Source organism: uncultured Umboniibacter sp. (genome assembly GCF_947497555.1).
Lineage (GTDB): Bacteria > Pseudomonadota > Gammaproteobacteria > Pseudomonadales > DSM-25080 > Umboniibacter.
In genome coordinates, this window is record NZ_CANMGY010000001.1 from 367,965 (window position 1) to 391,865 (window position 23,901).

Sequence of the window (23,901 nt, forward strand, 5' to 3'; positions counted from 1 at the left end):
GGTCCTCGGCATACGGCGTTCGGGGATTTGCTCGCGCTCTTAATTACCGGCCAGCAACAGTCGAAGATCTACGGTAAGGGTAAGCGTCTGGCTTCCCCTTCGAACATCAAGCGTCGCTAGATCCTTGGTGGAGAGTCGCGACCACGCCGCATTGGCCGCTGCCGGGGAATCGAGCAATTCGCCGTCAACCTGAGTAATCACATCATTAACACGTAATTCTGAGCGTTCCAGCCAAGCGCCATTAATAGCATCAGAGATCTTCAAGCCCTTTCCCCGTCCTGTCCGCGCGAACCATTCAACCGCCACGAAGTGATCGAATCGAAGTACTCTGGCTGATCCCTGTTCCTCAGTATCGGCCGGTGAATCAAGCACAGATTCGGAGGACCCACTGAACGAAGCGCTGGTCGATGTCGTCGACCTGTCAGCTGCAGCACCGCGGGCAGACACAGTTAAATTCGATTGACCACCAAGATACCAACGTTGAGGACCTTGAGGGCCATCAAGCACAATGTATCGATGAGTGATTTCAGTGATGATGCGCGGATCAGTGTTGGTTATTGTCGCTCCGATATGGCGAACGCTGATAGTAGAGTTGTGAATGACGAGGGCCCGAGACAGCTGTGTGTTAGCACTAACGATGATGCCACTGAGCTCCTGAGCTTGCGCACTCACTGGGTTCAGCAAGCCTATTAGCACCATACCGGTATACATGATTTGACTAACCTGCTTGCTCATAATTTTAATCGCGCTGAGTATCGTGGACGTTAAGTTTATTCTTCTCGTATTACAAAATTATTAATCCTGAGATGAGCAACGCTATGTGTTATTCCTAAAAAAGGCAGGCAATAAGCTCCGGAAGTGGTGCCGTTGCTGGTCTGTGAATGAATTATTTTTTCTGGTCATTAGGTAAGTATTTTTCATGCAGCGAATTCTAAAATTTGCAGTATTCTTCAGATATACCTCGGTTTCGAGCGCCACATTATGCTTTATTCTGATCCTATTACCGCTAATGATTACCATCTTGAAAATATCTTAAAGGCGGAGCAAGAAACTCTATTCTCAAAAGGTTGGCACTTAGTAGGCTGCCACAATGACTTCGCCCAAAATGGCGACTTCTTGGTCGTTGATATTGGCATGGAGTCAGTGGTGGTCATTAATGACCAAGGCACCCTGCGCGCACTGAGTAATATCTGTCGACATCGCGGCCACCCTCTTTTAATGGGCAGCGGTAACACTCAGCAGATAGCCTGCCCTTATCACGCTTGGCGCTACCAAACGAATGGACACCTTCTGCGTGCTCCAAATGCCAAACGGGTCGAGGGCTTTAACGAGGCCGATGTTTGCCTTCCTCAGTATGTAGTTCAGCGTCAAGGTGATCTTGTCTGGGTCTGTCTAACAGACGATGAGGCGTTTCCCGCAGCGCTGTTGACCGAATCCGCCAATGAGATCTACCAGCGTTTGGGCGCGCTTTCCGCCTTGGAGCATTCAACTCAGAGCGAATATTCGGTGGCCGCAAATTGGAAGGTGGTCATGGACAATTACTTGGAGTGCTATCACTGCGGAGTTGGCCATAAAAGCTTCTGTGAGGTTATGTTGCTACCAACCTATCATCGCGTTCCAACGAATAGTTGGAGTCTGCAAACCGCCCAGTATAAAGGGGACGTTGAACTTTCAGAGAACGCTCCTCAAGAATGGGCTTTCTTCACTTTCTTCCCCAACATGATCATCAATATCACGCCTGGGTTAAGGCAAATTAACTTCATGCAAGCTGTGCCACTCTCAGCTGAGCAGACGCTCGTTAAGTTACGAACTTGGCACTCAGGGGAATGTACCGCGCTCGCCGAACAACTTCGGAGCGTGATTTTAGATGTAAAGCGGGAAGATATTGCCTACTGCGAGGCCGTTCAGCGTGGTTATCGCAGTGAATCCTTCGCTCGGGGAATCATCATGGCGGATAGTAGTGGCGGGCCGCTAAGCGAACTCGCCGTGCTGCATTTTCATCAGTGGTTAAGCGAACGAATGGCTAGCTGCCATTCAGCCTAGCTGACGCTGACGCACCGCTTCGAATAGAATCACGCCCGTCGCCACCGATACATTCAGCGATGACACCGAGCCTGCCATAGGTAAGTTAACTAAGAAATCACAGTAGTCGCGTGTTAAACGGCGCATACCCTTATCCTCTGCACCCATCACAATAGCCAACGGACCTTTCAGGTCCTGCTGATAAACCGTTGTTGGCGCTTCGCCCGCAGTCCCTACTATCCAAATTCCCGCCTGTTGGAACATATCCAAGGTTCTGGCCATATTCGTTACTACCACAAACGGCGTGGTATCCGCTGCGCCACAGGCTATCTTTCTTGCAGTTGCGGTTAAGCCCGCTGACTTATCACGGGTGGTGATCACCGCATGGACGCCAGCAGCATCGGCCGAGCGTAAACAGGCTCCAATATTGTGCGGGTCAGTGACGCCATCAAGTAACAGGAAAAACGGTGGTTCATCCAGTGTTTCAATCAATGATGCCAGATATTTTTCATCCTTCAATTCACCGGGAGTACAGCGAGCGATCACGCCTTGGTGATTGCCCTCAACCATTTCATCCATCACTTTTCGTGACTTAGTAGTGACGGTGATGCCGTCGCGCTGAGCCTGTCCAAGCACCTTCTGCAGGCGTTGATCAACGCGCCCTTGAAGAACAATCAGTTCCTGAATCCGCGTTGCGTCAGTTTTTAGAAGCGACTGAACGGCGTGCAGTCCGAAGATTAAATCCATCATTAATTCCTAATTGTTCGTTACCTTGAGGGCTATTACAGGGGCAGGCTAGCTGCGCCCGAATTGCCACCAACGCTTCTTTTTCTCGGTCGGCTTAGCATCGGTTGATCCAGCCTTAGCGGGCTTCCTGGGCTTCGACTTGGCTTTGCCAGGCTTAGCACGCGCCTTAATTTCAGCGTGACTCTTGGATACGGTTCTCGGCAAAGCTGACGAAGCATTCTCACCTGGCGCCGAAGTTCGGCGACGTGGTTTGCGAGTATCAACGCTTTCGCGATCGCGAGGTTCATTAAAAGCCTCTGCTTTGGCAGTGCTTCGGCGCCCGCTCTTGCCGATGGACTTTGGCTTGGCTTCGGTCTTGGTATTCGGCTTTGGCTTGGCTTTGACTGCACCCATCGACACCGCCTTACCGGCAGGCTTAGCCTTGGACTTAGCGGCCTTACTGGTACTCGCCTTCGCTGATCTAGGCTTAGCTTCACTCGCCTTTTCAGACTTAGCGCGTGATCCTGATTTAGAGGCTGTCGCCTTAGATTTCCCACCTGAACGAGTAGACTTTCCTGCCTTATGAGCAGACTTATGTACCCGTCCCTTATTGCGCGTTTTGTTGGCAGATCTGCGCGACTCGTGATCCACCAGCTCCAGGTCAATTTTTCGCTCATCAAGGTCAACGCGAGCTACCTTTACACGTACACTATCACCTAGGTTAAAGCTGTTACCACTGTGTTCAGCGATCAGTCGTTGCTTGGCTTGATCGAAGTGGTAGTAGTCCTGGGTCAAGTTACTAATGTGCGCCAAACCCTCAATAAACAAATCGTTTAGCTCAATAAATAAACCAAAGCTCGTTACCGTGGCAACGGTGCCGTCAAACTCTTCGCCGAGGTGGTGGCGAAGGAATTCACACTTCAGCCAGGCAATCACATCACGGGTCGCCTCGTCGGAACGGCGCTCCGTCATTGAACACTGCTCACCCGCTTGCAACATAGCATTCATGTCATAGGGATAGAGTTCAGCAAAATCAGTCGGTGCAGCATCGGGATGTTTCTTCACCTTTGCGCCATCGTTCTTGGCAATCAACGCGCGGATAGCACGGTGCACCAACAGGTCTGGATAGCGGCGTATAGGACTGGTGAAGTGCGTGTAGGCTGAGTAAGCCAAGCCGAAATGACCTTCGTTATCCGGCCGATATTGCGCTTGCGCCATGGAGCGCAGCATCATAGATTGAATCACGTGCGCATCAGGACGATCACCAATACTGCCAAGCAATAGCTGGTAGTCTGCTGGTGTAGGTTGATCACCACCCGTTAAGCTCAAACCTAGCTCACCTAAATAGGCTCGAAGGTTTTCCAAGCGCTCCTGAGCGGGCCCCTCATGGACACGGTAGAGGGCCGGGATTTCGGCTTTGGCCAATAGCTCCGCCGCACAGACGTTAGCGGCCAGCATGGCCTCTTCAATCATCTTATGTGCATCGTTACGCTCTACCGGGACAATTTTCTCAATCTTGCGCCCTGGACCGAAGATGATTCTGGGTTCAACGGTCTCAAAGTCAATTGCACCGCGAGTGTCTCGCTTCGCGCGCAATGCAGTGTAAAGTGCCTGAAGCGTCTCTAAATCAGCAATTCGATCTGCTAGGCGCGCACGAGTTTCACCGTCCGGTCCCTCACTCAGTGCTCTGCCTACTTCGCTATAGGTTAAACGCCTGTGCGAGTGGATAACTGCCTCATAGAAACTGAAGTCATTAACTTCGCCTTCAGCACTAAGCTGCATTTCACATACCATTGCGAGGCGATCAACCTCTGGATTAAGTGAACATAAGCCATTAGACAACTGCTCTGGCAACATTGGTACGACATAACCGGGGAAGTAAGTTGAGTTACCGCGGTTTATGCCCTCGATATCCAAGGCGCTCATGGGCTTTACATAATGCGAGACATCAGCAATGGCAACATAAAGCGTGAAGCCACCATCCGGCTTGCGCTTGGCATACACGGCATCATCGAAGTCACGCGCATCTTCACCATCGATAGTAACTAGCGGCACATCCCGTAAATCAAAACGACCTAGCTTATCGCTTTCAATCACTTCCTCGGGTAGTTGATTCGCTACCTCGGTGACACCTTCTGGCCATTCTGCAGGGATCTGGTGAGAGTGGATAGCCACCTCAATTTCCATGCCTGCTGCCATGGTCTCGCCCAGTACTTGGACAATCTTCGCTGTAGCCAAGTTGCGCTTGCTTGGGTAGCTGATCAGTTCGGCAACCACCATCTGACCGTCACGCGCATCTAACTGATCCTCGGGCGCGATGACAATATTCTGATTAATCTTTTGATTATCAGGGATGACATAACGAACGTAGCCTTCATCCACGAAGCGTCCCACCAACGTGGTGTTGGCTCGCTGGGTAATATGAATAATGGTACCTTCGCGACGCCCGCGACGATCCACCGCACCCGGACGAACCACCGCAATATCACCATCAAAGGCTTTCGCCATCTGGTGTTGATTGATGAAAATATCGTCGGAACCATCATCAGGTCGAAAGAATCCGAAGCCATCTCGATGACCAATAATCTTTCCGTGGAGCACGTCTGCTTTGCTCATTGGCACAAAACGATCACGGCGATTTAGCAACACCTGCCCATCACGAATCATCGCCTTAAGGCGACGACGCAAACCTTCTCGTTGATCCTCGGACTCAGCATGAGCAAGCTCGCACAATTCCTCATAGCTTTGCGGTTTGAGATCTAGGGCCTCAAGCAACCATTCGCGGCTTACAACAGGATTGGCATAATTTTTCGCTTCGCGCTCAGCATGAGGGTCGGCTTTCGGTTTTTGGGGCATAAAGTGTTTCTATTCCACGGTTAGTGTTTGATGTTTATGCAATTATAAGCTGAAAACGCGCAAATAAACTTTTTATTATGGGCTCAAACGCTACATTTTAGTCAGTAATTACACGGCTAAGCCCCATTTAGGGGGATGATTAGGCGAGTTTTTGCTCCTATAGTGCCGGTTACTATAATAATGTGCAGAGTCTATCTGCTGTCAGTAAGTGGGATCTCTATGCAACAACCCGTGCTTCGAACGCATCAAATCGTCAACATGTGCCTAGGTTTTATGGGCATCCAGTTTGGCTTTGCACTACAAAATGCCAACGTCAGTCGTATCTTCCAAACCTTGGGAGCGAATATGGATGAACTGGCCATTCTCTGGATTGCCGCGCCGCTGACAGGACTGCTGATTCAACCCATTATTGGCTATTACAGTGATCGAACTTGGACTCGCTGGGGCCGACGCAGACCGTTCTTCTTCGCCGGTGCTCTCCTGTCCGCCATCGCACTATTTATCATGCCGAATTCGCCAGCACTCTGGATTGCGGTGGCGATGCTATGGCTATTGGATGCCGCCATCAATACCTCGATGGAACCGTTTCGCGCCTATGTGGGCGATAACTTACCACCCAAGCAACGGCCATTAGGTTATGCGCTACAAAGCTTCTTCATTGGCGTTGGCGCGGTCATAGCAAGTTCGCTACCTTGGCTACTTACAGCCCTTGGCGTTAGTAATGAGGCGGCTGAGGGTGAGCTGCCTAACTCGGTCATTTACTCATTCTATTTTGGCGGCGTCGTATTCTTTAGCGCCGTGCTTTACACCATTGTCACCACCGATGAGTACACCCCAGAACAGCTAGCTCAATTCAACCGCACTAATGATGCGCGGGTAGCGCTAGATTACCAACCGCTAACACTTCAGCCTTGGCAAATTGCGCTGCTACTCAGCGGCTTGCTATTAGGAGCTGCAACCTACGTCCTGGGCTGGAACAAAGAGCTCTGGGTACTAGTGGGGCTGTTAAGTGGAGGCTTTGTGCTCTTTGCGATGGCTGGTTGGCTTCAGCGTCGTGGCACCGACAACATGGTTGTATCATTGGCCAATGACATCGCCCACATGCCACCGATGATGCGGCGTTTAGCCGTGGTTCAATTCTTTACCTGGTTCGCGCTGTTCTCCATGTGGATCTACACAACCTCAGCGGTTACTGGCTTCCACTTTGGCAGCTCCGATGTTAGCAGTGTTTCCTACAACGAAGGCGCCAACTGGGTAGGCGTGTTGTTTAGTGCCTACAACGGCGTAGGTATGTTGGCGGCACTATTGCTGCCGCTGTTGGCGCGCAAGTTCGGGACACCGGCAACCCATGCGCTAGCACTATGCTTCGGCGGATTGGGGCTCATAAGCTTTTACCTCATTAGTGACCCACAGTGGTTGCTGGCGTCGATGATTCTGGTTGGCATAGCGTGGGCATCAATTCTTTCTCTGCCCTATGCACTGCTATCTAATTGTTTACCGTCACATAAGATGGGCACCTACATGGGCATTTTTAATCTGTTTATTGTCATTCCGCAGCTCATTGCCGCGAGCGTTCTAGGGCTCTTGGTCAGCCAGCTTTTTGACAATCAACCTATCTTCGCCCTAGTTATTGGTGGGGTAAGCTTTTTAGTAGCCGCCGCTTCCCTAATTGGTTTTAATGATGATAGCCACGTCACCCACGAGGATGCACAATGAATAATGCACAGCGCCAACTCTCTCCGCTATTTTACGGAATACTCAGCCTACCTGCCACGGCAATGGGCTTCGCGCTATCAGTGCAAATTGCCGCATTAAGCTGGATTCTCACTACTCAGTATGGATTGGACATTCATGAAGTAGGTTTCGTTTGGGCTGCTGGTCCCATCGCCGGAATTCTCGGTCAAGTGATCATTGGCATAGTCAGTGACCGAACTTGGTTTTGGGGCGGCAGGCGTCGTCCGTTTATCTTTATTGGCGGTTTTATCGCTGCCATCATGCTACTCGCTTTACCTAATATTGATGTCATCTCGGCGGAGCTCGGCATCGAGGCGCTTATTGGCGTAGCGATTGTTGTTGCCCTCAGCTTGGACTTAGCAATTAATGTCAGCTTTAACCCGACTAGAAGCCTGATTACCGATGTGACTCCCAGCGGCGATCAGCGTACCCGCGGCTACACCTGGATGCAGACTATTTCGGGAAGTTTTGGTGTGTTGGCCTATGCGATTGGTGCCTACTGGGGGAACTATATACTCATCTATTTCGCCGTAGGTTTAGTACTTGCGTTCTCGCTACTTCCGCCACTTTTCATCACCGAGCCTCGTGAATTAGAACAGGTTGAAACCGAGGATGAAGAACAGGGTACCGTAGTTGAAATGCTGATGGCTATAAAACCTCTCTGGGGCTTCGCGCTCTATAGCTTATACGCTATGCCGGCTCGAGTTTTTGGCTTCGAAGCTGACCACTTCTACGTAGAAATTGCCGCAATTTTGCTGACTCTCGGCTTGATGGCTGAAACGATTTTGCGCACCGAAACCGCTGCGAACTCAGCGACGGTTGGCTTCCGCAAGGTCGCTACCGCTAACGCACTGAGTTGGATTGGGGTTCAATCCATGTTTGTGTATATGATCGCCTTTGTTCAGGGTCGTATTAGCGGGTTAGATGACGCTAGCGTAGGTCAAGTTATCTCCATCAGCTTTTTAATTCTTAATGCTGTCGCTGCCATTTTGCCCGCTACGGTTTTAGAACCTCTCTCACGCCGCATTGGTACGGTGGCGACCATGGCGCTATGTACTGGAATTATGGGGGTAGGCTACTTACTCATTCTCGGCATTGCCACAAGTGTCACCTCGCTCTACTTACTTATGGCAATCCTTGGTGTAGGTTGGGCAGGTATCGTCAGTCTCCCCTTCGCCATTATGAGCCGTAAAGCTAATCCAGCGAAAATGGGCCAGTTTATGGGGCTATTTAACCTCTCCATTGTGTTGCCGCAACTATTTGTCAGTTTAGCCATTGGTTTACTAGTGTCTCGCATGGAAGATCAAAGCCAAGTGTTTTGGGTGAGCGGCATCGCGCTACTACTTTCGGCGCTGGCGTGGTCACAAACGCGCGATAGAGAAGGGCACTAAGCGCTCATTCTTGCCTTAATGCCCCAAGAAAAATAGTGTAGAATGGCTGCCTAAAAAGGAGCTGTGATGCTAACGTATATTGAGAGCGATACCCTGCGAGTGGGTATTCGCCATGTCGGGGCTGAACTCGCCTCTATGACTACTAAGAGTGGTAACCGTGAATACATCTGGCAGGCGGACCCCGCCATTTGGGATGGCAGCGCTCCCATCCTGTTTCCGATTACCGGAGTGCTACGTGAAGGCCATGTATTCATTGATGGTAAAGCCTGCGAAATCCCAAAGCACGGTTTTTGCCGCACTCGTAACTTTGAACTGGTTGCGCACTCGCCATCTGCCTGTACATTTCGCACCACGCACGATGCAGAGACACTAACCTACTACCCCTTCGAGTTTTCGCTCGAGGTTGAATTCTCGCTTTCGAATAGCGATCTTAAGGTGACCTACACGGTGATCAATACCGGTAGCCGTGAGCTCCTATTTAGCATCGGTTCACACCCAGCATTGATGCTACCAACCGAGGAAGTAAGTGCCTACGAGCTGGCCGTCGATACCGTTGAGCCATTAACGATTTCTCGTGTGACCAATGCCGGGCTGGTAGAGCCTGATGCCATGCCATTGGAGCGCAATGAGAATGCTGCCATTCAGTTAACGCCTACACTATTTGATGACGACGCGCTGGTGTTCATTAATTCACCCATTCGTACAGTCACCCTGAGAGATCTTGACGGCAACGAACATTGGCGAATGCGTTGGGAGCACACTCCTCACCTCGGCATCTGGGCAAAACCCAACGCTCCCTACGTGTGTATTGAACCCTGGCAGAGTTATGCCGATAGCAGCATAAGTAGCATCGACTTTGCTAAGAAGGCGGGCATTCGGCCCCTAGCGGCAGGCGCCACCAGCACCGATAGCTACACCGTTGAAGTATTAGGCAGTGAATAACAGCTGGCGAGTCCCGGTAAATTTTGCTAGCGTTGCGAGAGTTAATAAAAAAAAGAGAGTACTACCATGTTTAAGCGTTTGATTGCCACCACGATGGTGTTAGTTGGCAGTGGTTGCCAGCCTGACGTCAGCGAACAAACCCAAGCTGATCAAATGGCTAATAGCCTACAAATGCAGTATGAGCTCATCTCCAACCAAGCCCCTAACGGCGACAGTCGCGTCTGCCTTGAACTTGGTGCGGAATGGGCTACCTGTAACCAATTTGATATTTTATTGACCGCAAATGACAACGGTGTCATTTCTTCTGATTGGACTATTTACTTCCATAGCGTTCGACGTCTCTTAGACATTCAGTCAGATCAGGTGGAGATTATCCACCACACCGGCGACTTCTACGAAATGCGTCCCACTCCCTCGTTTGCCGGCATTGATGCTGGCGAAACGCTGCGCATTCCTATCGTAGGAGAGTTTTTCGAAGTTGGCAAAAGCGACTTTCTGCCGGGTGCATTTGTGGTGGTAGGCAACTCAGAGCCACGCCAGATAGTGGCCATGGATACCGAAGACCTCAACGCCATCGTTCTAGATATCCCTGAATCTGAGCTGCAGCGAAATAGCGATGAAGCTTCCCTTATTGAAACCTCGGCGCTCCGTTACGAGCAGAACAAGGCACGCGGCAATATGCCTGTTGCCGCCGCTATCTTCCCATCCCCCGTCGCCGCTAACCTTAGCGAAGTTCGTGTGGATGTTGGTTCAGGTTTCCAATTTGCTCAGGTAGAAATGAGTGCCGGCAGCTTTGACGCGCTAGTTGTCTCAGCCGATCGTCAAGCTATTGAGTTAAACGGTGAATTCCCAGTTATTGCCGTAATTCGTCAGAGCGATTTCTCCGGTGAAGCTGCCGTATCGGGGGCCTACCGTCTCTCCATCACTCCCGATGGCGTTGGTGTTAGCGGCTTCGATGAACGCGGGGTATTCTATGGCCTCAACACGCTCTTCGGCCTAGTTTCTGACCAACAGCTTCCACTCGGTGACGTGCTCGATTATCCCCGCTTTGACTACCGCGGCGTAATGATTGACGTTGCGCGTAACTTCCACTCCAAGGAGTTCATTCTTCGCTTAATTGACGAAATGAGCTTCGCTAAACTTAACAAATTGTCGCTGCATTTAACGGATGATGAAGGTTGGCGATTAGAAATCCCCGGACTACCCGAGCTCACCGAAGTGGGTGCAGAGCGTTGCTTTGACCTCACTGAGCAGGAGTGCTTATTACCGCAGTTAGGCAGTGGGGCTACCACTGACAACTTCGGTTCTGGTTACTACAGCCGCCAGGATTTCATCGATATACTTCGCTACGCGCAAGCACGTCAAGTAGACGTGATCCCTGAAATCGATATGCCAGCGCACGCGCGTGCCGCCGTGGTTGCCATGGAAGCTCGATATAATCGACTCGTCGCCGAAGGTGATGTGGCCGGCGCAAATGAATTCCGACTAATTGACCCTGAAGACACCTCTAACGTTACCACGGTCCAGTACTATGACCGTTTGAGCTTTATAAACCCTTGTGTGGCGTCTTCGACACGTTTCACCGAGAAACTACTTTTCGAAGTTGCCTCAATGTATCGCGACGCCGGTGTTCGCCTTGATCACTGGCACTTTGCTGGAGACGAAGCCAAGAATATTAAGCGCGGTGGAGGTTTCCAAGATAGCGCCGGTGAGGAATTGGTGGACTTCCGGGGCGCTATTGATTTAGCTAATGAAGACTACCCCTTCGAAAAATCACCGGCCTGTCAAATGCTCATCGACGATGGCGTCATTAATTCCGCCGCCGAGTTGCCTACCTATTGGGCTGAGAAGGTGAGCGAAATGTCAGTAGCTGCTGGCTTCCCGGTTTTTCAAGCTTGGGAAGACGGTCTGAAGTACGCTGACGGCCCACAGGACTTTGCCAGTGAACAGGTGTATGTCAACTTCTGGGAAATGCTGGCTCCGGGCGGAAGTAGTACTGCCTACGATTGGGCTGCCAAGGGTTATGACCTAGTTATCTCGGTACCCGATTACCTCTACTTTGATTTCCCCCAGGCAATCGATCAGCACGAAGCCGGCTACTATTGGGCAACTCGTGCGAATACGCTACAGAAAGTATTTGGTTTTGCCCCGGAAAACCTCCCTCAGAATGCCTCAAATTCTGTTAATAGCCACGGCCACGGTTTCACTGCTGACTCTGATCGCAGCGCGCAACACTTCGCCGGGATGAGTGTTCAACTTTGGAGTGAGCTAGTCCGTACCGATGTGCAAGCGGAGTATATGATGTATCCTCGCCTTTATGCCGCCGGAGAGCGCGCATGGCATCGAGCTGATTGGGAGTTAGATTACACCCCTGGAACAACGTTTAGCTTGAACGATGGATTAGTTGATCAGCTGGCTATTCAAACTGACTACAAGCAGTTCTTAGCAACACTTGCTGAACGCATCCTGCCTCGACTACATGTAAGCGGCGCAAACTATCGCCTTCCTCTTCCCGGAGGCGTGATCGTTGATGGTGAGCTAAAGATGAACACCGAGATTCCTCAATACAGCTTGGAATACTCAGTGGACAACGGCGTTAGCTGGATCGTATATGACGCCTCTGAAACGATTGTTATTGCTGCTGAGAGTGTGCTCGCGCGATCGGTAGCAGGAGATCGTTATTCCCGTGCAGTCGTTATCAGTGCCGCGCAATAATCGGTCAATTTGACTTCTAGCTTAGCGCAGCTTCGATATCAGACTTCTCACTGATATTGAAGCTGCCGGCTTTTAAACCCCTTAACTTCTCCGCATTAGTTTTTGCGGCTTGAATTTACTAATACCCTCCATTGCAATCGTCACTAACTTTTTAGTGGCGAGCTTGTATCAAAACTTGATAATCTATTAAGAAAACAATAGCAATGGCGGTGAAATATGAACACTCCTATCACACGACTACTTCTATTCTTTATCCCCGCAATACTGCTCTCAAATCTTGTGCGCTTTGAAATAATCGATGTGGCCGTTACCCAGTCGATGCTGATCGAAAAACTGATTAGAATACTGCTCGAAGGCGTAAGCGTGGCGATTTTTGCGCTAATCGCCATGGCGATGCTACGGCGCCAGCAGCCACTTAGGGTTAGCTTTTTAGGTAATGCGCCGGTGCATGCCATTGTCGCTGCCGTCGCCACCGTAGCGCTGTATATTGTTATGAACCGCAACGCGCTTACCCTAACACCATTGGTATTGTTTGCCTCTGTTAGCTTAGTGTACGCCGTCTTCGAAGAAGCTGGCTGGCGTGGCTATCTGTTTGCCGAGCTACAAAACAAAGCACGGTGGCTACAAATTTTAGGGCCTGGCCTGCTTTGGTATCTGTGGCACCTAAGCTTTATACAAACTACCTCGGTGCAGGCTAACCTTGTATTCTTGGGTATCTGCCTTGCGGCATCTTGGGGGCTATTTGGCGTGGTGCAATCAACGCGTTCGATACTGATGGCCGCAACGCTGCACTTTGCCTTTGGCGCAGTGTTTACCAATCAAATTCTTAAGAGCTATTGGCACTCGCCCGACCATTACATCTTTATCGGCCTGGCGTTTTCAATTAGTTTAATTGCGATAAAGCTGTACGAAAACCAAACCAAACCAAACAACTAGCGAGTAACTCAGCATGCGGCTAGTCATCGGTAACAAAAATTATTCGTCTTGGTCACTGCGCCCATGGCTGCTACTTCACGCCAACGGCATCAGGTTTACCGAGGTATCCGAGTCACTTACCCAGCATCAGATTAAAGACCGCCTAGGCAAATACAGTGAAACCTGCCGTGTGCCGGTGTTGATTGACGGGGAGCTAAGCGTGCACGACTCACTGGCCATCTGCGAGTATGTCAACGAGGCCCATTTGAACGGTAAGGGCTGGCCTACTGATCTAGCGCAACGGGCACAGGCTCGCGCCATTGTGGCCGAGATGCACTCGGGCTTTAACGCACTTAGGGCCGAGATGCCCATGAACTGCCGCCTAAGCAAACCGCTAATCATCAGCGATAGCGCCAAAGCCGACATGGCCCGTATCGAGTCGATTTTTAACCAGTTTGCCAAGCCCAATGGTGACGGTCAGCTACGCCTATTTGGCGAGTTTGGCATTGCCGATTGCTTCTTTATGCCCATCGCTTCACGATTAAATAGCTATGGCTTTACCCTAGCTGGCACTGCGGGTGAGTATGTGGCAAGTATGCTTAACCACCCCTCTTACCAAGCCTGGTTGGTTGATGCATTGACCGAGACCGAAGTTGTGCCAGAGGATGAGGTTTGAAGCTAATGGCTCAAACCCAGTCACGTATCACCACCCATACCATTGCCACGCTAGTCGCGTCAGCGCAAACCCAACCGTGACCGGGGGCCCTGCTCAGCGGATAGCCGATAGTCGATAGCCGATAGCCGATAGCCGATAGCCGATAGCCGATAGCCGATAGCCGATAGCCGATAGCCGATAGCCGATAGCCGATAGGATGATAGTTGAGAAAAAAGGCGCCGCTAGCAAATACCAACGGCGTACTGAAGGGCCAGTAAAAAGCGCGAGTCGAAACTCGCATAGGGTAAGGGTGAGAGCAGTCGCTCTCGATAACAAGTTTGGTACTTCATTCGGGGGAATGAATTGGCTAACGCTAATCTCTTATCGTCAGCCGGGTGTTTCAGTATTCTTCGCTGAATGTCCGCTAACCTCCTAGCGAACATTCAAAACCATTTACCACTCACGCTTCTTATGGCCTTTGAACGCGTAGTAGGCAATGTAAGCATATAGCGGAAGCATTACTGCATAGGCAGTTTGACCATCGATGGACTCTGCTAGCAGACCATAAATAAGCGGTAGTAACGCACCACCTGAGATACCCATAATTAACAGCGCTGAACCTTTGGCAGTGAACTTACCAAGACCTTCAAGCGCTAGTGGCCATACCGCAGGCCAAACTAGGGCGTTAGCGAAACCGAGCAAGGCAATAAAACTAATTGTGTCCGGAAGCAGTGGCACACCCATCCAGCCCCAAAGCAGGCTAGAAACAGCGGTGCTTTCTGGGTTGCTTAAGATAACCGCAAAGGAAAAGATGATTCCTGAGATGGCGGAAGCCTTTAGCGCCATTTCCTGATTAATGACTCTTGGAATTAGCGCAATACCTAGCGCGTAACCAATTAACATGAACGCCATTGTGTAAGAGGTCAACGACGTTGCGTTAGCCACACCAAGGTTCGACGCAAACAAGCCAATGGTATCACCGGCAATAACTTCTGCACCCACATAGACGAAAATCGTGATAGCACCCAAGATTAGGCTTGGGAATTGCATGATAGACGTTTTGTTTTCAGAGCCTGAGGCATCGCCTACTGCATCCACTTCGTCGTCTTCTGGAGATAACTCAGGAAGTGGCGACATCTTAAGGAGCGCTGCCAAGACTAGGAACGTGATGGCTAAGCCGATGTAAGGGTTGATTAAGCCATCTGCCAAGGCAGTAATCGTTTCCGCCTTCTGCGCTTCAGGCATTGCCGACAATGACTGGGCTGAGATGCCATCAAAACCACTCAGTACAATCGCGGTGAACGCCAACGGAGCAATAAAGCCTGCCCCTTTGTTCAGAAGCCCCATGAACATGATACGAACCGCTGCGCTTTCCGCTGGGCCAACCTTAACAACGTATGGATTCGCACCGGTTTGTAGTAACGTTAAGCCAGTACCTATTACGAACTGAGCCAACAGGAAGAGGACAAAATCCTGCGCCTGTGCCGCGGGGATGTACATCAAGAAACCAATGACTAGCGTGAATAGGCCGATCGCCATGCCATCTTTGTAGCCGAATTTTTCCAGAATCATCGCCGATGGCAATGCCATAGCGGTGTACGCAAAATAGAAAGCCGAGGCCACGAGAAGCGCTTCGGTTTCGGATAGCTGGCACACCATCTGCAGATACGGCACGAGTGCACCGTTCGCCCAGGTAATGAAACCGAAAATAAAGAACAGCGCACCGATAATGGCAATTGGACCGAAGTTACTCGCCTGAGCAGCCTTCGATGAATGGTTAATTTCTGAAGTCATACGACTCTCCCTGATTAGTAAAGTAGGAGTGGGCGCACCCGATTACGTCCCGCTTTTTGTTGTTATTGTTGTTGGTAAATAATTTGGCCGTCGATGACCGTTGTTAAAACCTTGGTATTATCTTCATTTAACTGCACCCACGATGCCGCTGAACCCACTTTAAGCTGGCCAAGTGACGATGCATTTATAAATTCGGCAGGATACTCGGCAGCCATGGCCACCGCTTCTTCAAAGCTTACGCCTAAATCTTCCATGGTATTGTTGACGGCGCTAAGCATGTCTAAGTGTGAGCCGGCAAGTTCACCGGTAGTCGAATTCAGCCTATCACCCTGACGAATGACTTTTCTGCCAAAAAATTCGAACTCACTGTCGTTGGTACCAATCAGTGACATGGCGTCAGTCACCAAAACCAACTTCCCCTTCGGCTTGCTACGCAACGCAACTTTTAAGGCTCCTGCACTAACATGATGGCGATCAACGATAATGCCACACCAAGCATGATCGGCTAAAAGTGCTGCCCCAACTACGCCCTCTGCGCGCGAGGTAAAGGCGCTCATCGCGTTGAAGAGATGAGTGAAGCCTGTAGCGCCGGCTGCTAGCGCGGCGTTGGTTTGCTCGAAGCTCGCGTTGGTATGCCCAAGGCAAACAATAACGCCGGCAGACACTAGGCGCCTGATGTCGTCGAGCTCGACACACTCTGGCGCGAGGGTAACCATCTTGATGCCAAGATCAGCTCGCTCGTAAACGGACCACTCGGCTTCGCTAATAGGTCGTATCTTACTTTCTTCGTGCGTACCCTTCTTCGGCACTGATAGATGCGGACCCTCGAAGTGAACACCTAAAATTCCAGGCTCTTGATCGGCTACAGCTGAAGCGATTGCGTCAGCGGCTGCTGCAATAACGCCAACATCATCGGTAATCAAGGTAGGCAGCATGGCGACCGTACCGAACTGAGCATGCGCCGCCATCATAGTCTGTAGGCCTTCACGCGTTGGTGCGAAATTGAATAGCGCCCCTCCGCCACCATTGACCTGCGTATCAATAAACCCAGGCACCACTTTTCCACTCAAATACTCAGTGCCGTCACCGCCGTCGTTGATGGCTGAAATAACACCATCTACAACTTCAACGGTGGCGTTGTGTAGCCACTCGTTGCCGTTAAAGAGTGCTTTGAAGTGGAATTGTTGGCTCATAGTGTTTGTGTAACCTTCTTCAAACCCTTCGGCTCATCTGGCGAAAAGCCAAGGCCTACCGCAACGTGCGCAATGTCCACATAGAAACGCTGCAACAGGCTTAGTGGCGCAAAACGTGGGTGAATATCCGCAGCACACTGCTGAAGGTGCAGAACGTTCGCCCCGCGTGAAGCAACCTCCGCGACTTGCTCGCCATGAGCTTCTTCTGACTCATCCTTAACGGACAACTCGAGAATAGTGAGCTTCTGCTCTACTAGCGTCACAGGACCATGGAGGAATTCGGCTGAACTAAATGACTCAGCGTGGATGGAACACACTTCCTTCAACTTCAAGGCAACTTCTTTTGAAACGGCAAAACCAAGACCACGACCTAGCACTACAAGATTGCGTTCACCTTTGAACTGCTCAACATTCAGCTGAGGCTTCTCCGCTAGCGTCGCGTCAAGCGCAGCTGGCAAGTGAGTTAGACCTTCGCGAAGTTCATTGCTGTCAGCCCATTCGGCGGTGATGTGAGCTAGGGCCGCAAGCGTACATAAATAACTCTTGGTTGCCGCAACCGACGTTTCTGCGCCAGCGTGGAGAGGAATAAAGGTATCAACGATGTCTTTAATCGGTGAAGTTTCATCGTTTACTAATGCCACTACATGCGCACCGGCTTTCTTCGCCATTTCCGCCTGCGCTAGGATATCAGGAGAGCGTCCCGACTGAGAGATCACAATAACGAGAAAGTTTTCGAGCTTTAACTTGCGGCCATAGACACTTGCCACTGAGGGTGCAGCAGCATAAACCGGCACACCTACTTCAATCTCAATAAGATACTTACCGTAAACGCCAGCGTGATCGGAAGAGCCACGTCCTACAATCATAACTCCTGCTGGAGGCGTATTTCGGAGACGCTGACCTAACTCAGCCACTGTAGACTGGTTCGCTTTAAACTGCTCGGCGATACGTTGCGGGGTTTCGCGGGCTTCGCGTTCCATAAGTGTATTGGTCATCATTTGCTCCATCGGTCATTTTGGGCAATGAGAGGCTAGCTCACATTACACGCTTACGCTATTTCAATATACGTATTAAACCGTAAATGAAGGCAAATGACAACGTTGTCATTTGGTATTTTTAGTGACCACGCGCTGAGCAATGTTCGCAGCCACTGAAGTTGCCGCTGTAGTATCATGCTTCGACAAGACCCCGTGCACTTCTTCGGGAAGGTGGGCAAGGGCTACATCATCTTCAGAGAAGGCATAATAATCAAAGAACGACTGCCAGGCTTGGCGTTGTTTTGCGGTTCGCCCACGCATCGCGAGTCGCGTTAACAGCATTGCTTGAATAGGATTAACCACATCATCACCGCCAATAGAGCCACCGTTCCAGTAGTTCAACAGTACATTAATATCAGCTAACGCCTCTACCTGATGCCACCAAAGCATTGGGATAAAGATCGCATCACCCGGCGCCAATTCAGCCACAAGCTTAGTCGATTCGGCCTCGCGATAGCGCGGAAACTCATCGTAGTTTGGCGAATTAATATCAACCAAAGAGATGGATGCTCCACTTGGCGTATGATCCACTGGCCCGACATAAAGATTATGGAGCTGCGCGGGAGGGAAAAGCGTAAACCTACGATGACCCGCCGCCACCACAGCGATATTATCACTGTCATCGACGTGTGGTGCGACGGTAGTGCGATTGCCAATCCAAATGCGAGGTTCGACGGTCGGCCACACAGCCAATTCAACATCCTCACTCAGATCACCAAGATAATCCGACACATAGGCCGATTGAATTGAATAAAGCGGAGGGTTCTCAATTGTTTGAGACTGGGCCAAGCGGGCGAGAAATTTGTCAAAGGCGATTTCGCGGCGGTCAAAGTTAAGTCGAAAGCTTCCCGCTCGATAACCTACTCGTCCCTGGTAGCGCGAGGGCGCTTCCAGTGTATTAACACGGGCTACAGAAGCCTTTTTTTGGAGTAATTCTAGGAGTTCGTCAGTGCCTGACTTAGCGGCCTTCACCAAGGAAAATTCATTGGCGAAGCCCCGAATGACGAGGGGCTCCTGCTCCTCGATTGCTAGGGCTAATGCCGCAGCTGAGTCGTCATTCGTTACTTCTTTCATGTCTTACTTCTGCTGCGCAGCCTTAAGATCAATTAGCACTTGAAGCTGAGCTAATGACTGAAGGTGTGCGAAAATAGCAGGGAAATAGTTACGACGGTGCAATTCAAGAACCTTGTCATCACTAAGTTCCTGTACTTTCTTGTCATCGACGCGGAACAAACCATTAAGCAAACGTGACTCGCCTTCAATAGTAACGCGAACCTGTGCCGGAGCAATCAGTTCGTACTCATCAAGTACACGAAGTAGTTCACGCGTGACTGCTTCTTGCTCTACGTATTGCTTCATGATTTCCTGCGAACGCTCAGCACGTGCACCAAGGGTACCGTCTTCAGAGATGATTGCCTCACCCTCGTCAGCGAGTAGATCACTCTTGACGTCAACGCAAAGTACTAAACGCTGGTTTTCGTCATCACGAGCAACCGCAAATGGGTAGCGCTGAATATCCATAGGGATATAGGTAGCGTTGACTTTTTCTGGCGTAAAGACAAGGTTCTCACCCTCTTCCACACCCAGAATACCTACCGAGCGGAATTCGCCGTTATTTGGATCCTTCACAAACATCACTGGGAAGTTTGCGCTGGCAAAGCCGAACTCTTGCGCTACAAGAGGAACAACATTCTGGCCTTCGAGGTGAGCGAAGCTCAAGCCTGGTTTAATTTTTAGTTCGCTGTGAACGCCCTTATCTAGGGGCTGAAATTCTTTGGTCATTGCTACATCCATTATTATATACAAACAAAAACGCCGGGCTAAGGCCCGGCGTTTCATTTTACGCGATTCGCTTAGAAGCTAAAACGACCGCTGATTACGAAACGTCGTCCGTTTTCATAGACTGACATTAGGCGATCTTCGTACTCACTGTACTGAACAATCTGCTCGTTGCCAAGGTTAAGCGCCTCAACATCTAGCTGGAAGTAATCAGTAACATACCAGGTTGCAGAGGCATCGATCTGGCCATAAGCGTCAGTGCTTAGGTCGTTACCGTTCCAATGCAAGCCGTTGTAGAAGTCACTACGGTAGTTATACATCAAACGAGCGCCAAAGTCGTCGTTTTCGTAGTAACCCATCAAGTTTGCAGTGTGCTCAGATACGCCAGGAACTTTATCTTCCATTGACGCGTCGTCAGCAGAAGTTGAAGTGTAAGCGTAGTTACCCTGTACACCGAATCCGCCAAAGTCGTGCTGTAGGCTGAATTCTAAACCTGTAGCTGTGCCACCGGGACCGTTCTCAGGACGAGTGAAAGTAACGTCAACATCTTGACCAGTTTGCTGGTCATAAATTGGCTTAACGTAAGTTGAACCTACCTGGTAAGAATCCTGGTCGTTGTAGAAGAACGTTGCTGCAAACATTGATGCATCAGCGTAGTACCACTCGTAGGAGACATCTAACTTGTTAGCGAAGAATGGCTTCAAGTTAGGGTTACCCGCCTGGCCCGTTGGGTTTGGCGAATTAAGTGCACCGTATGATTCGAAAGAAGATAGGTTAGACCAGTTCTGACGAGCCATTACACGTGACGCAGCACCACGAATAATCATATCTTCGTTGAGATCATAAGCAATGTTCAAGCTCGGCAAGAACTCGCTGTAGCTATTATCAGTCTCAACCCAGTCAAGCTGCGACGGTGTCAACCAATCACGATCAAGTGTTAGGAAACCCCAAGAATCACCGCTGAAGCTCCAAGCGCCAGAAGTCTGATCCGTCGTTACGTAGCGAACACCAACATTACCGCGGAAATTATCAGTTTCGAAATCAGCCTGGACGTATAGTGCAGTCGTATCTTCTTCAACAGACCACTGGTTAGCGAGCTCACGTGAGATTGCGTAATCTGCTGCTACACCGTTAAGGCCACCGAATGCGATCTCTTCCATCACATCGCGGTTTTGAGCTAGCTGATCAGTGATATTGCCGCCAACTGGAGCGCCAGTGTTGATGTTACCTAGCGCATCTAGGCCACAAGACGAAAGATCAGGACATTCGTTGAAGATGTACTGTAAGTATACGTTCCAACCGATATCGCCATTTGCAGCGGCATCATAGGTTTCCGGACCGTGCCACGAGTAGACTTTACGGTCTTGAGTACGTTCTGCCTGACGCATTTTCGCGCCAAACTTAACGCCTGTTACCATACCCATGTCTAGCGGAACTTCGAAATCAACCTGAGCGTATTGCTCTTCGTCTGTCGTTGGCTTCTCACCACCCCAGATCCAACCTGCGCCGAAATCAGCAGCATCCGTTGGTGAAGGAGTCATGCTCATGCTTGGGCTGCCTAAGTCATAGCTGTAATCGCCACCGACGTAGCCATACTCCCAAGAAGTCTCACGGTAAGTACCGCCGCTTGCTTCAGTTGAACCTACTGCTGCGTCAACGCTGTATGCATCAGTGTCATACTCGAAGTTCAATGTAATAGATGAAGTTTCAGTAGAAGATACACGGTTAATGTAGTTAACCACTGCATCACCGCCGCCCATGATAGAACCAGCAACGGTAGAGTTACTCTTAATAGTACCAGTCTGCTCTAGCTCGTCTTCGTCACGACCAGTCCACGCCAACCAGTTAGCGTTCATATTGTCTGAATCAAGCTGAGAATCTAAAACGTCAAGCGTGAACACCATGTTTTCGGTAGGAGCGAACTGCACCGATGCAAACAAAGTCGTTAACTCGCGTTCTTGAACGAATAGAGGAGAGCCCATAACGGTCGGCGTCATGATGCCGTTCTCATTGGTGTCAGCCCAACCCAACACTTCGAAACCCGCACGATTTACAGTATTCTCTTGACGAGTAGCTGAGATCAATGCACCGAAGGTTTCAGAATCATTCTTCCAAGAGAAAAGTCCGTTTACTGAAGGATCAACTTCCTCTGAGTTTTCGCCGTAGCTAGCGCTTGCACCGAAGTTAACGGTTGCTGCATCTAGATCTAGTGGACGACGAGTATTGACGATTACAGTACCACCTAGTGAACCTTCATCCACTGAAGCCAAAGAAGCTTTGTGTACTTCTAGACCTGATACCAATGATGATGGGAGAAGCGTGTAGTTAAAGCTACGCGCTGGATTGTCTAGAATAAACCAATCAGCTGTTGCAACAGTCTGACCGTTTAGAAGAGTACGGTTGAAATCTGGGCCAGCACCACGAATGGTGATTTTCTCACCTTCACCGAAGTCACGTGAAACAGAAACACCAGGTAGGCGAGAAAGAGACTCCGCCACGTTCTTATCTGGGAACTTGCCAACATCTTCAGCGGTAATTGCTTCAATTACCGTGTCAGAGTTACGCTTGGTGTTCATCGCGTCCTGCATAGAGGCGCGAATACCAGTTACTACTACTTCTTCTACTACTGCTTCTTCCTGAGCTACCGAACCAGCAGCCATCGCGCCAGTGGTTACAAGAAGTGCGGCTTGGATAGACCGAGCCATTAACGTACGCTTACTCATTGAGTTTCCCCCAAAAGGATCATTATCATTATATGCGTCTCTAACGGACGCGAGTCTTAGACTGTGTAACAGAATGAGACTTTTGCCACGCCGTCACTTGAACTTTAAAGCCTTGATGACAACGGTGTCATTGTTATCTTATTCAAAGAAAAAAAATAAAACAAGAAAAATTTGACAACGTTGTCATCAATAGTTTTCAATCGGTAGTCATACATATAGTGGCAGCAATTCTACTTAGCGGCTTAGGTAGCTTTGCACAGCTTGCCCTCTTATCATTCAGGGGCAGCCCCAATAAGCCGGCTAAGCAACTGATATAACTGAATTTTTTGATGTGGGAATACCCCCAGCATCATTAGCTATTCACAACAACAATAAGTTGGGTCTGATTTTGAATATTACGATACGCGACATTGCAGCCAGAGCCGGCGTCTCCTTCAAGACCGTTTCGCGGGTGCTGAACAACGAGAGTTCAGTGAAGGACGCCACCAAAGAAAAGGTCATGGCGATAGTCGAAGAGCTCGGATACCAACCCAATAATGCGGCGCGAAACCTCGCAGGCAATCACACCTATTCCGTGGGTTATATCTATAACAACCCTAACGCCTATTACGTCATTGAGTTCCAGGAAGGCTTACTAAAGAGCTGTCATAACGCGGGGTTTGAACTGTTAATCCACCCAGTAAAGGAAACTGATGAAGCGCTAGCAGATGTAGTGGATAAACTGGTAAAACGGTCTCGTATCGCAGGGTTGGTACTAACACCTCCGTTTTCCGAAGACCCCGCTACTATCGAAATGCTCACGACACGAAAGATCCCCTTTGTGCGCGTTATTTCGGGACAAGCACCTATCACCAACGAACCAAACTCAGTCTACGTAGACGATTTTAAAGCTGCAAAGGAAATTGGGGACTATATCGTCAGTCTAGGACATACTGATATTGCTATCCTGAGTGGTGATGAAGAGCACGCATCGACCCAGCAACGTGTTAGTGGCTTCAAATCAGCATTAGAGTGTCAGCACCATGTAAAGGTGTTAAACGGAGAGTATTCCTTTGAATCGGGTGTCGCGAATATGCGCGCGTTAATTGAAGAGGGTCGAGTTCCCTCCGCTGTATTTGCGCTCAATGATGAAATCGCCGCGGGAGCGTTATTTGCTGCAAGGCTCTATGGACTTCAAATACCTGAGCAACTTTCTATCACAGGATTTGAGGATAGCCCATTTTCTCGCCAAACCTGGCCACGCCTTACCACTGCACATCAGCCCAACCACGATATCGCGCGATCGGCCGGAGAGCGCTTAGTTAAGCTTATTTGCAACAGCGACCTAAGCGACACCCCAACACTATCGTTTCAGCCTAAACTGGTTAAGCGAGATTCAACTAGCGAAGTCGCTGAGCTTAGCTTAGCTTAGCTTTAAGA

Annotated in this window: 18 protein-coding genes; 8 read left to right on the forward strand and 10 right to left on the reverse strand. The window is 50.0% G+C overall.

Translation table 11 applies throughout. The annotated features are described in order from the left end of the window. Positions 1 to 39: 39 nt before the first annotated feature. Positions 40 to 735: a hypothetical protein gene (locus tag Q0698_RS01620; RefSeq protein WP_298633070.1), complete on the reverse strand. Its 696-nt coding sequence runs from the start codon at positions 733 to 735 to the stop codon at positions 40 to 42. 246 nt (positions 736 to 981) lie between these two features. On the opposite strand from Q0698_RS01620, the gene Q0698_RS01625 reads away from it, so the two are divergent. Next, positions 982 to 2,043: an aromatic ring-hydroxylating dioxygenase subunit alpha gene (locus Q0698_RS01625; RefSeq protein ID WP_298633072.1), complete on the forward strand. Its 1,062-nt coding sequence runs from the start codon at positions 982 to 984 to the stop codon at positions 2,041 to 2,043. Here the strand turns inward: Q0698_RS01625 and rlmB are convergent. Beyond that, positions 2,035 to 2,772, reverse strand: a complete 738-nt coding sequence (gene rlmB / locus Q0698_RS01630; protein ID WP_298633074.1) for a 23S rRNA (guanosine(2251)-2'-O)-methyltransferase RlmB — start codon at positions 2,770 to 2,772, stop codon at positions 2,035 to 2,037. The two genes, Q0698_RS01625 and rlmB, sit on opposite strands and share 9 nt — an antisense overlap. A gap of 45 nt (positions 2,773 to 2,817) precedes the next feature. Then, a complete protein-coding gene (gene rnr, locus Q0698_RS01635) occupies positions 2,818 to 5,604 on the reverse strand; it encodes a ribonuclease R (protein ID WP_298633076.1) in 2,787 nt (928 codons plus the stop codon). A 219-nt stretch (positions 5,605 to 5,823) separates the two neighbouring features. Between rnr and Q0698_RS01640 the strand changes: the two genes are divergently transcribed. The 6 genes from Q0698_RS01640 to Q0698_RS01665 all read left to right on the forward strand — a co-directional run bounded on the left by Q0698_RS01640 (position 5,824) and on the right by Q0698_RS01665 (position 13,977). After that, positions 5,824 to 7,320 carry an MFS transporter gene (locus tag Q0698_RS01640; protein ID WP_298633077.1) on the forward strand — a complete coding sequence of 499 codons (1,497 nt, stop codon included), beginning with the start codon at positions 5,824 to 5,826 and terminating at the stop codon, positions 7,318 to 7,320. After that, positions 7,317 to 8,729 (forward strand): MFS transporter, encoded by a 1,413-nt coding sequence (locus Q0698_RS01645; protein WP_298633078.1) that lies wholly within the window; start codon positions 7,317 to 7,319, stop codon positions 8,727 to 8,729. The genes Q0698_RS01640 and Q0698_RS01645 overlap by 4 nt, the downstream gene beginning before the upstream one ends. Before the next feature lie 66 nt (positions 8,730 to 8,795). After that, positions 8,796 to 9,671 carry an aldose 1-epimerase family protein gene (locus tag Q0698_RS01650; RefSeq protein WP_298633080.1) on the forward strand — a complete coding sequence of 292 codons (876 nt, stop codon included), beginning with the start codon at positions 8,796 to 8,798 and terminating at the stop codon, positions 9,669 to 9,671. A 66-nt stretch (positions 9,672 to 9,737) separates the two neighbouring features. Further along, positions 9,738 to 12,386: a family 20 glycosylhydrolase gene (locus Q0698_RS01655; protein WP_298633082.1), complete on the forward strand. Its 2,649-nt coding sequence runs from the start codon at positions 9,738 to 9,740 to the stop codon at positions 12,384 to 12,386. Between the two features lie 216 nt (positions 12,387 to 12,602). Next, positions 12,603 to 13,322, forward strand: coding sequence for a CPBP family intramembrane glutamic endopeptidase (locus Q0698_RS01660; protein WP_298633084.1), 720 nt, complete (start codon positions 12,603 to 12,605; stop codon positions 13,320 to 13,322). A gap of 13 nt (positions 13,323 to 13,335) precedes the next feature. Continuing rightward, a complete protein-coding gene (locus tag Q0698_RS01665; RefSeq protein ID WP_298633086.1) occupies positions 13,336 to 13,977 on the forward strand; it encodes a glutathione S-transferase family protein in 642 nt (213 codons plus the stop codon). A 10-nt stretch (positions 13,978 to 13,987) separates the two neighbouring features. Here Q0698_RS01665 and Q0698_RS01670 read toward each other — a convergent pair whose 3' ends face one another. The 7 genes from Q0698_RS01670 to Q0698_RS01700 all read right to left on the reverse strand — a co-directional run bounded on the left by Q0698_RS01670 (position 13,988) and on the right by Q0698_RS01700 (position 22,482). After that, complete coding sequence (locus Q0698_RS01670; protein WP_298633087.1) at positions 13,988 to 14,257, reverse strand: hypothetical protein; 270 nt, start codon at positions 14,255 to 14,257, stop codon at positions 13,988 to 13,990. A gap of 152 nt (positions 14,258 to 14,409) precedes the next feature. After that, entirely contained in the window at positions 14,410 to 15,750 is a 1,341-nt protein-coding gene (locus tag Q0698_RS01675) for a sugar MFS transporter (protein ID WP_298633089.1), read from the reverse strand. Between the two features lie 62 nt (positions 15,751 to 15,812). Beyond that, on the reverse strand, positions 15,813 to 16,943 hold the full coding sequence (gene nagA / locus Q0698_RS01680) for an N-acetylglucosamine-6-phosphate deacetylase (RefSeq protein ID WP_298633091.1): 1,131 nt from the start codon (positions 16,941 to 16,943) through the stop codon (positions 15,813 to 15,815). Beyond that, the gene (gene nagB-II / locus Q0698_RS01685) at positions 16,940 to 17,938 is read right to left on the reverse strand and encodes a glucosamine-6-phosphate deaminase NagB-II (RefSeq protein ID WP_298633093.1); all 999 of its coding nucleotides are present in this window, start codon (positions 17,936 to 17,938) and stop codon (positions 16,940 to 16,942) included. The genes nagA and nagB-II overlap by 4 nt, the downstream gene beginning before the upstream one ends. 108 nt (positions 17,939 to 18,046) lie before the next feature. Then, the gene (locus tag Q0698_RS01690) at positions 18,047 to 19,054 is read right to left on the reverse strand and encodes a cupin-like domain-containing protein (RefSeq protein WP_298633094.1); all 1,008 of its coding nucleotides are present in this window, start codon (positions 19,052 to 19,054) and stop codon (positions 18,047 to 18,049) included. Between the two features lie 3 nt (positions 19,055 to 19,057). Beyond that, positions 19,058 to 19,762, reverse strand: a complete 705-nt coding sequence (locus Q0698_RS01695; protein ID WP_298633096.1) for a SapC family protein — start codon at positions 19,760 to 19,762, stop codon at positions 19,058 to 19,060. A 71-nt stretch (positions 19,763 to 19,833) separates the two neighbouring features. Beyond that, positions 19,834 to 22,482 carry a TonB-dependent receptor gene (locus Q0698_RS01700; protein ID WP_298633098.1) on the reverse strand — a complete coding sequence of 883 codons (2,649 nt, stop codon included), beginning with the start codon at positions 22,480 to 22,482 and terminating at the stop codon, positions 19,834 to 19,836. A gap of 388 nt (positions 22,483 to 22,870) precedes the next feature. Here Q0698_RS01700 and Q0698_RS01705 point away from each other — a divergent pair, with 388 nt between their 5' ends. Beyond that, a complete protein-coding gene (locus Q0698_RS01705; protein WP_298633100.1) occupies positions 22,871 to 23,893 on the forward strand; it encodes a LacI family DNA-binding transcriptional regulator in 1,023 nt (340 codons plus the stop codon). Positions 23,894 to 23,901 lie beyond the last annotated feature (8 nt).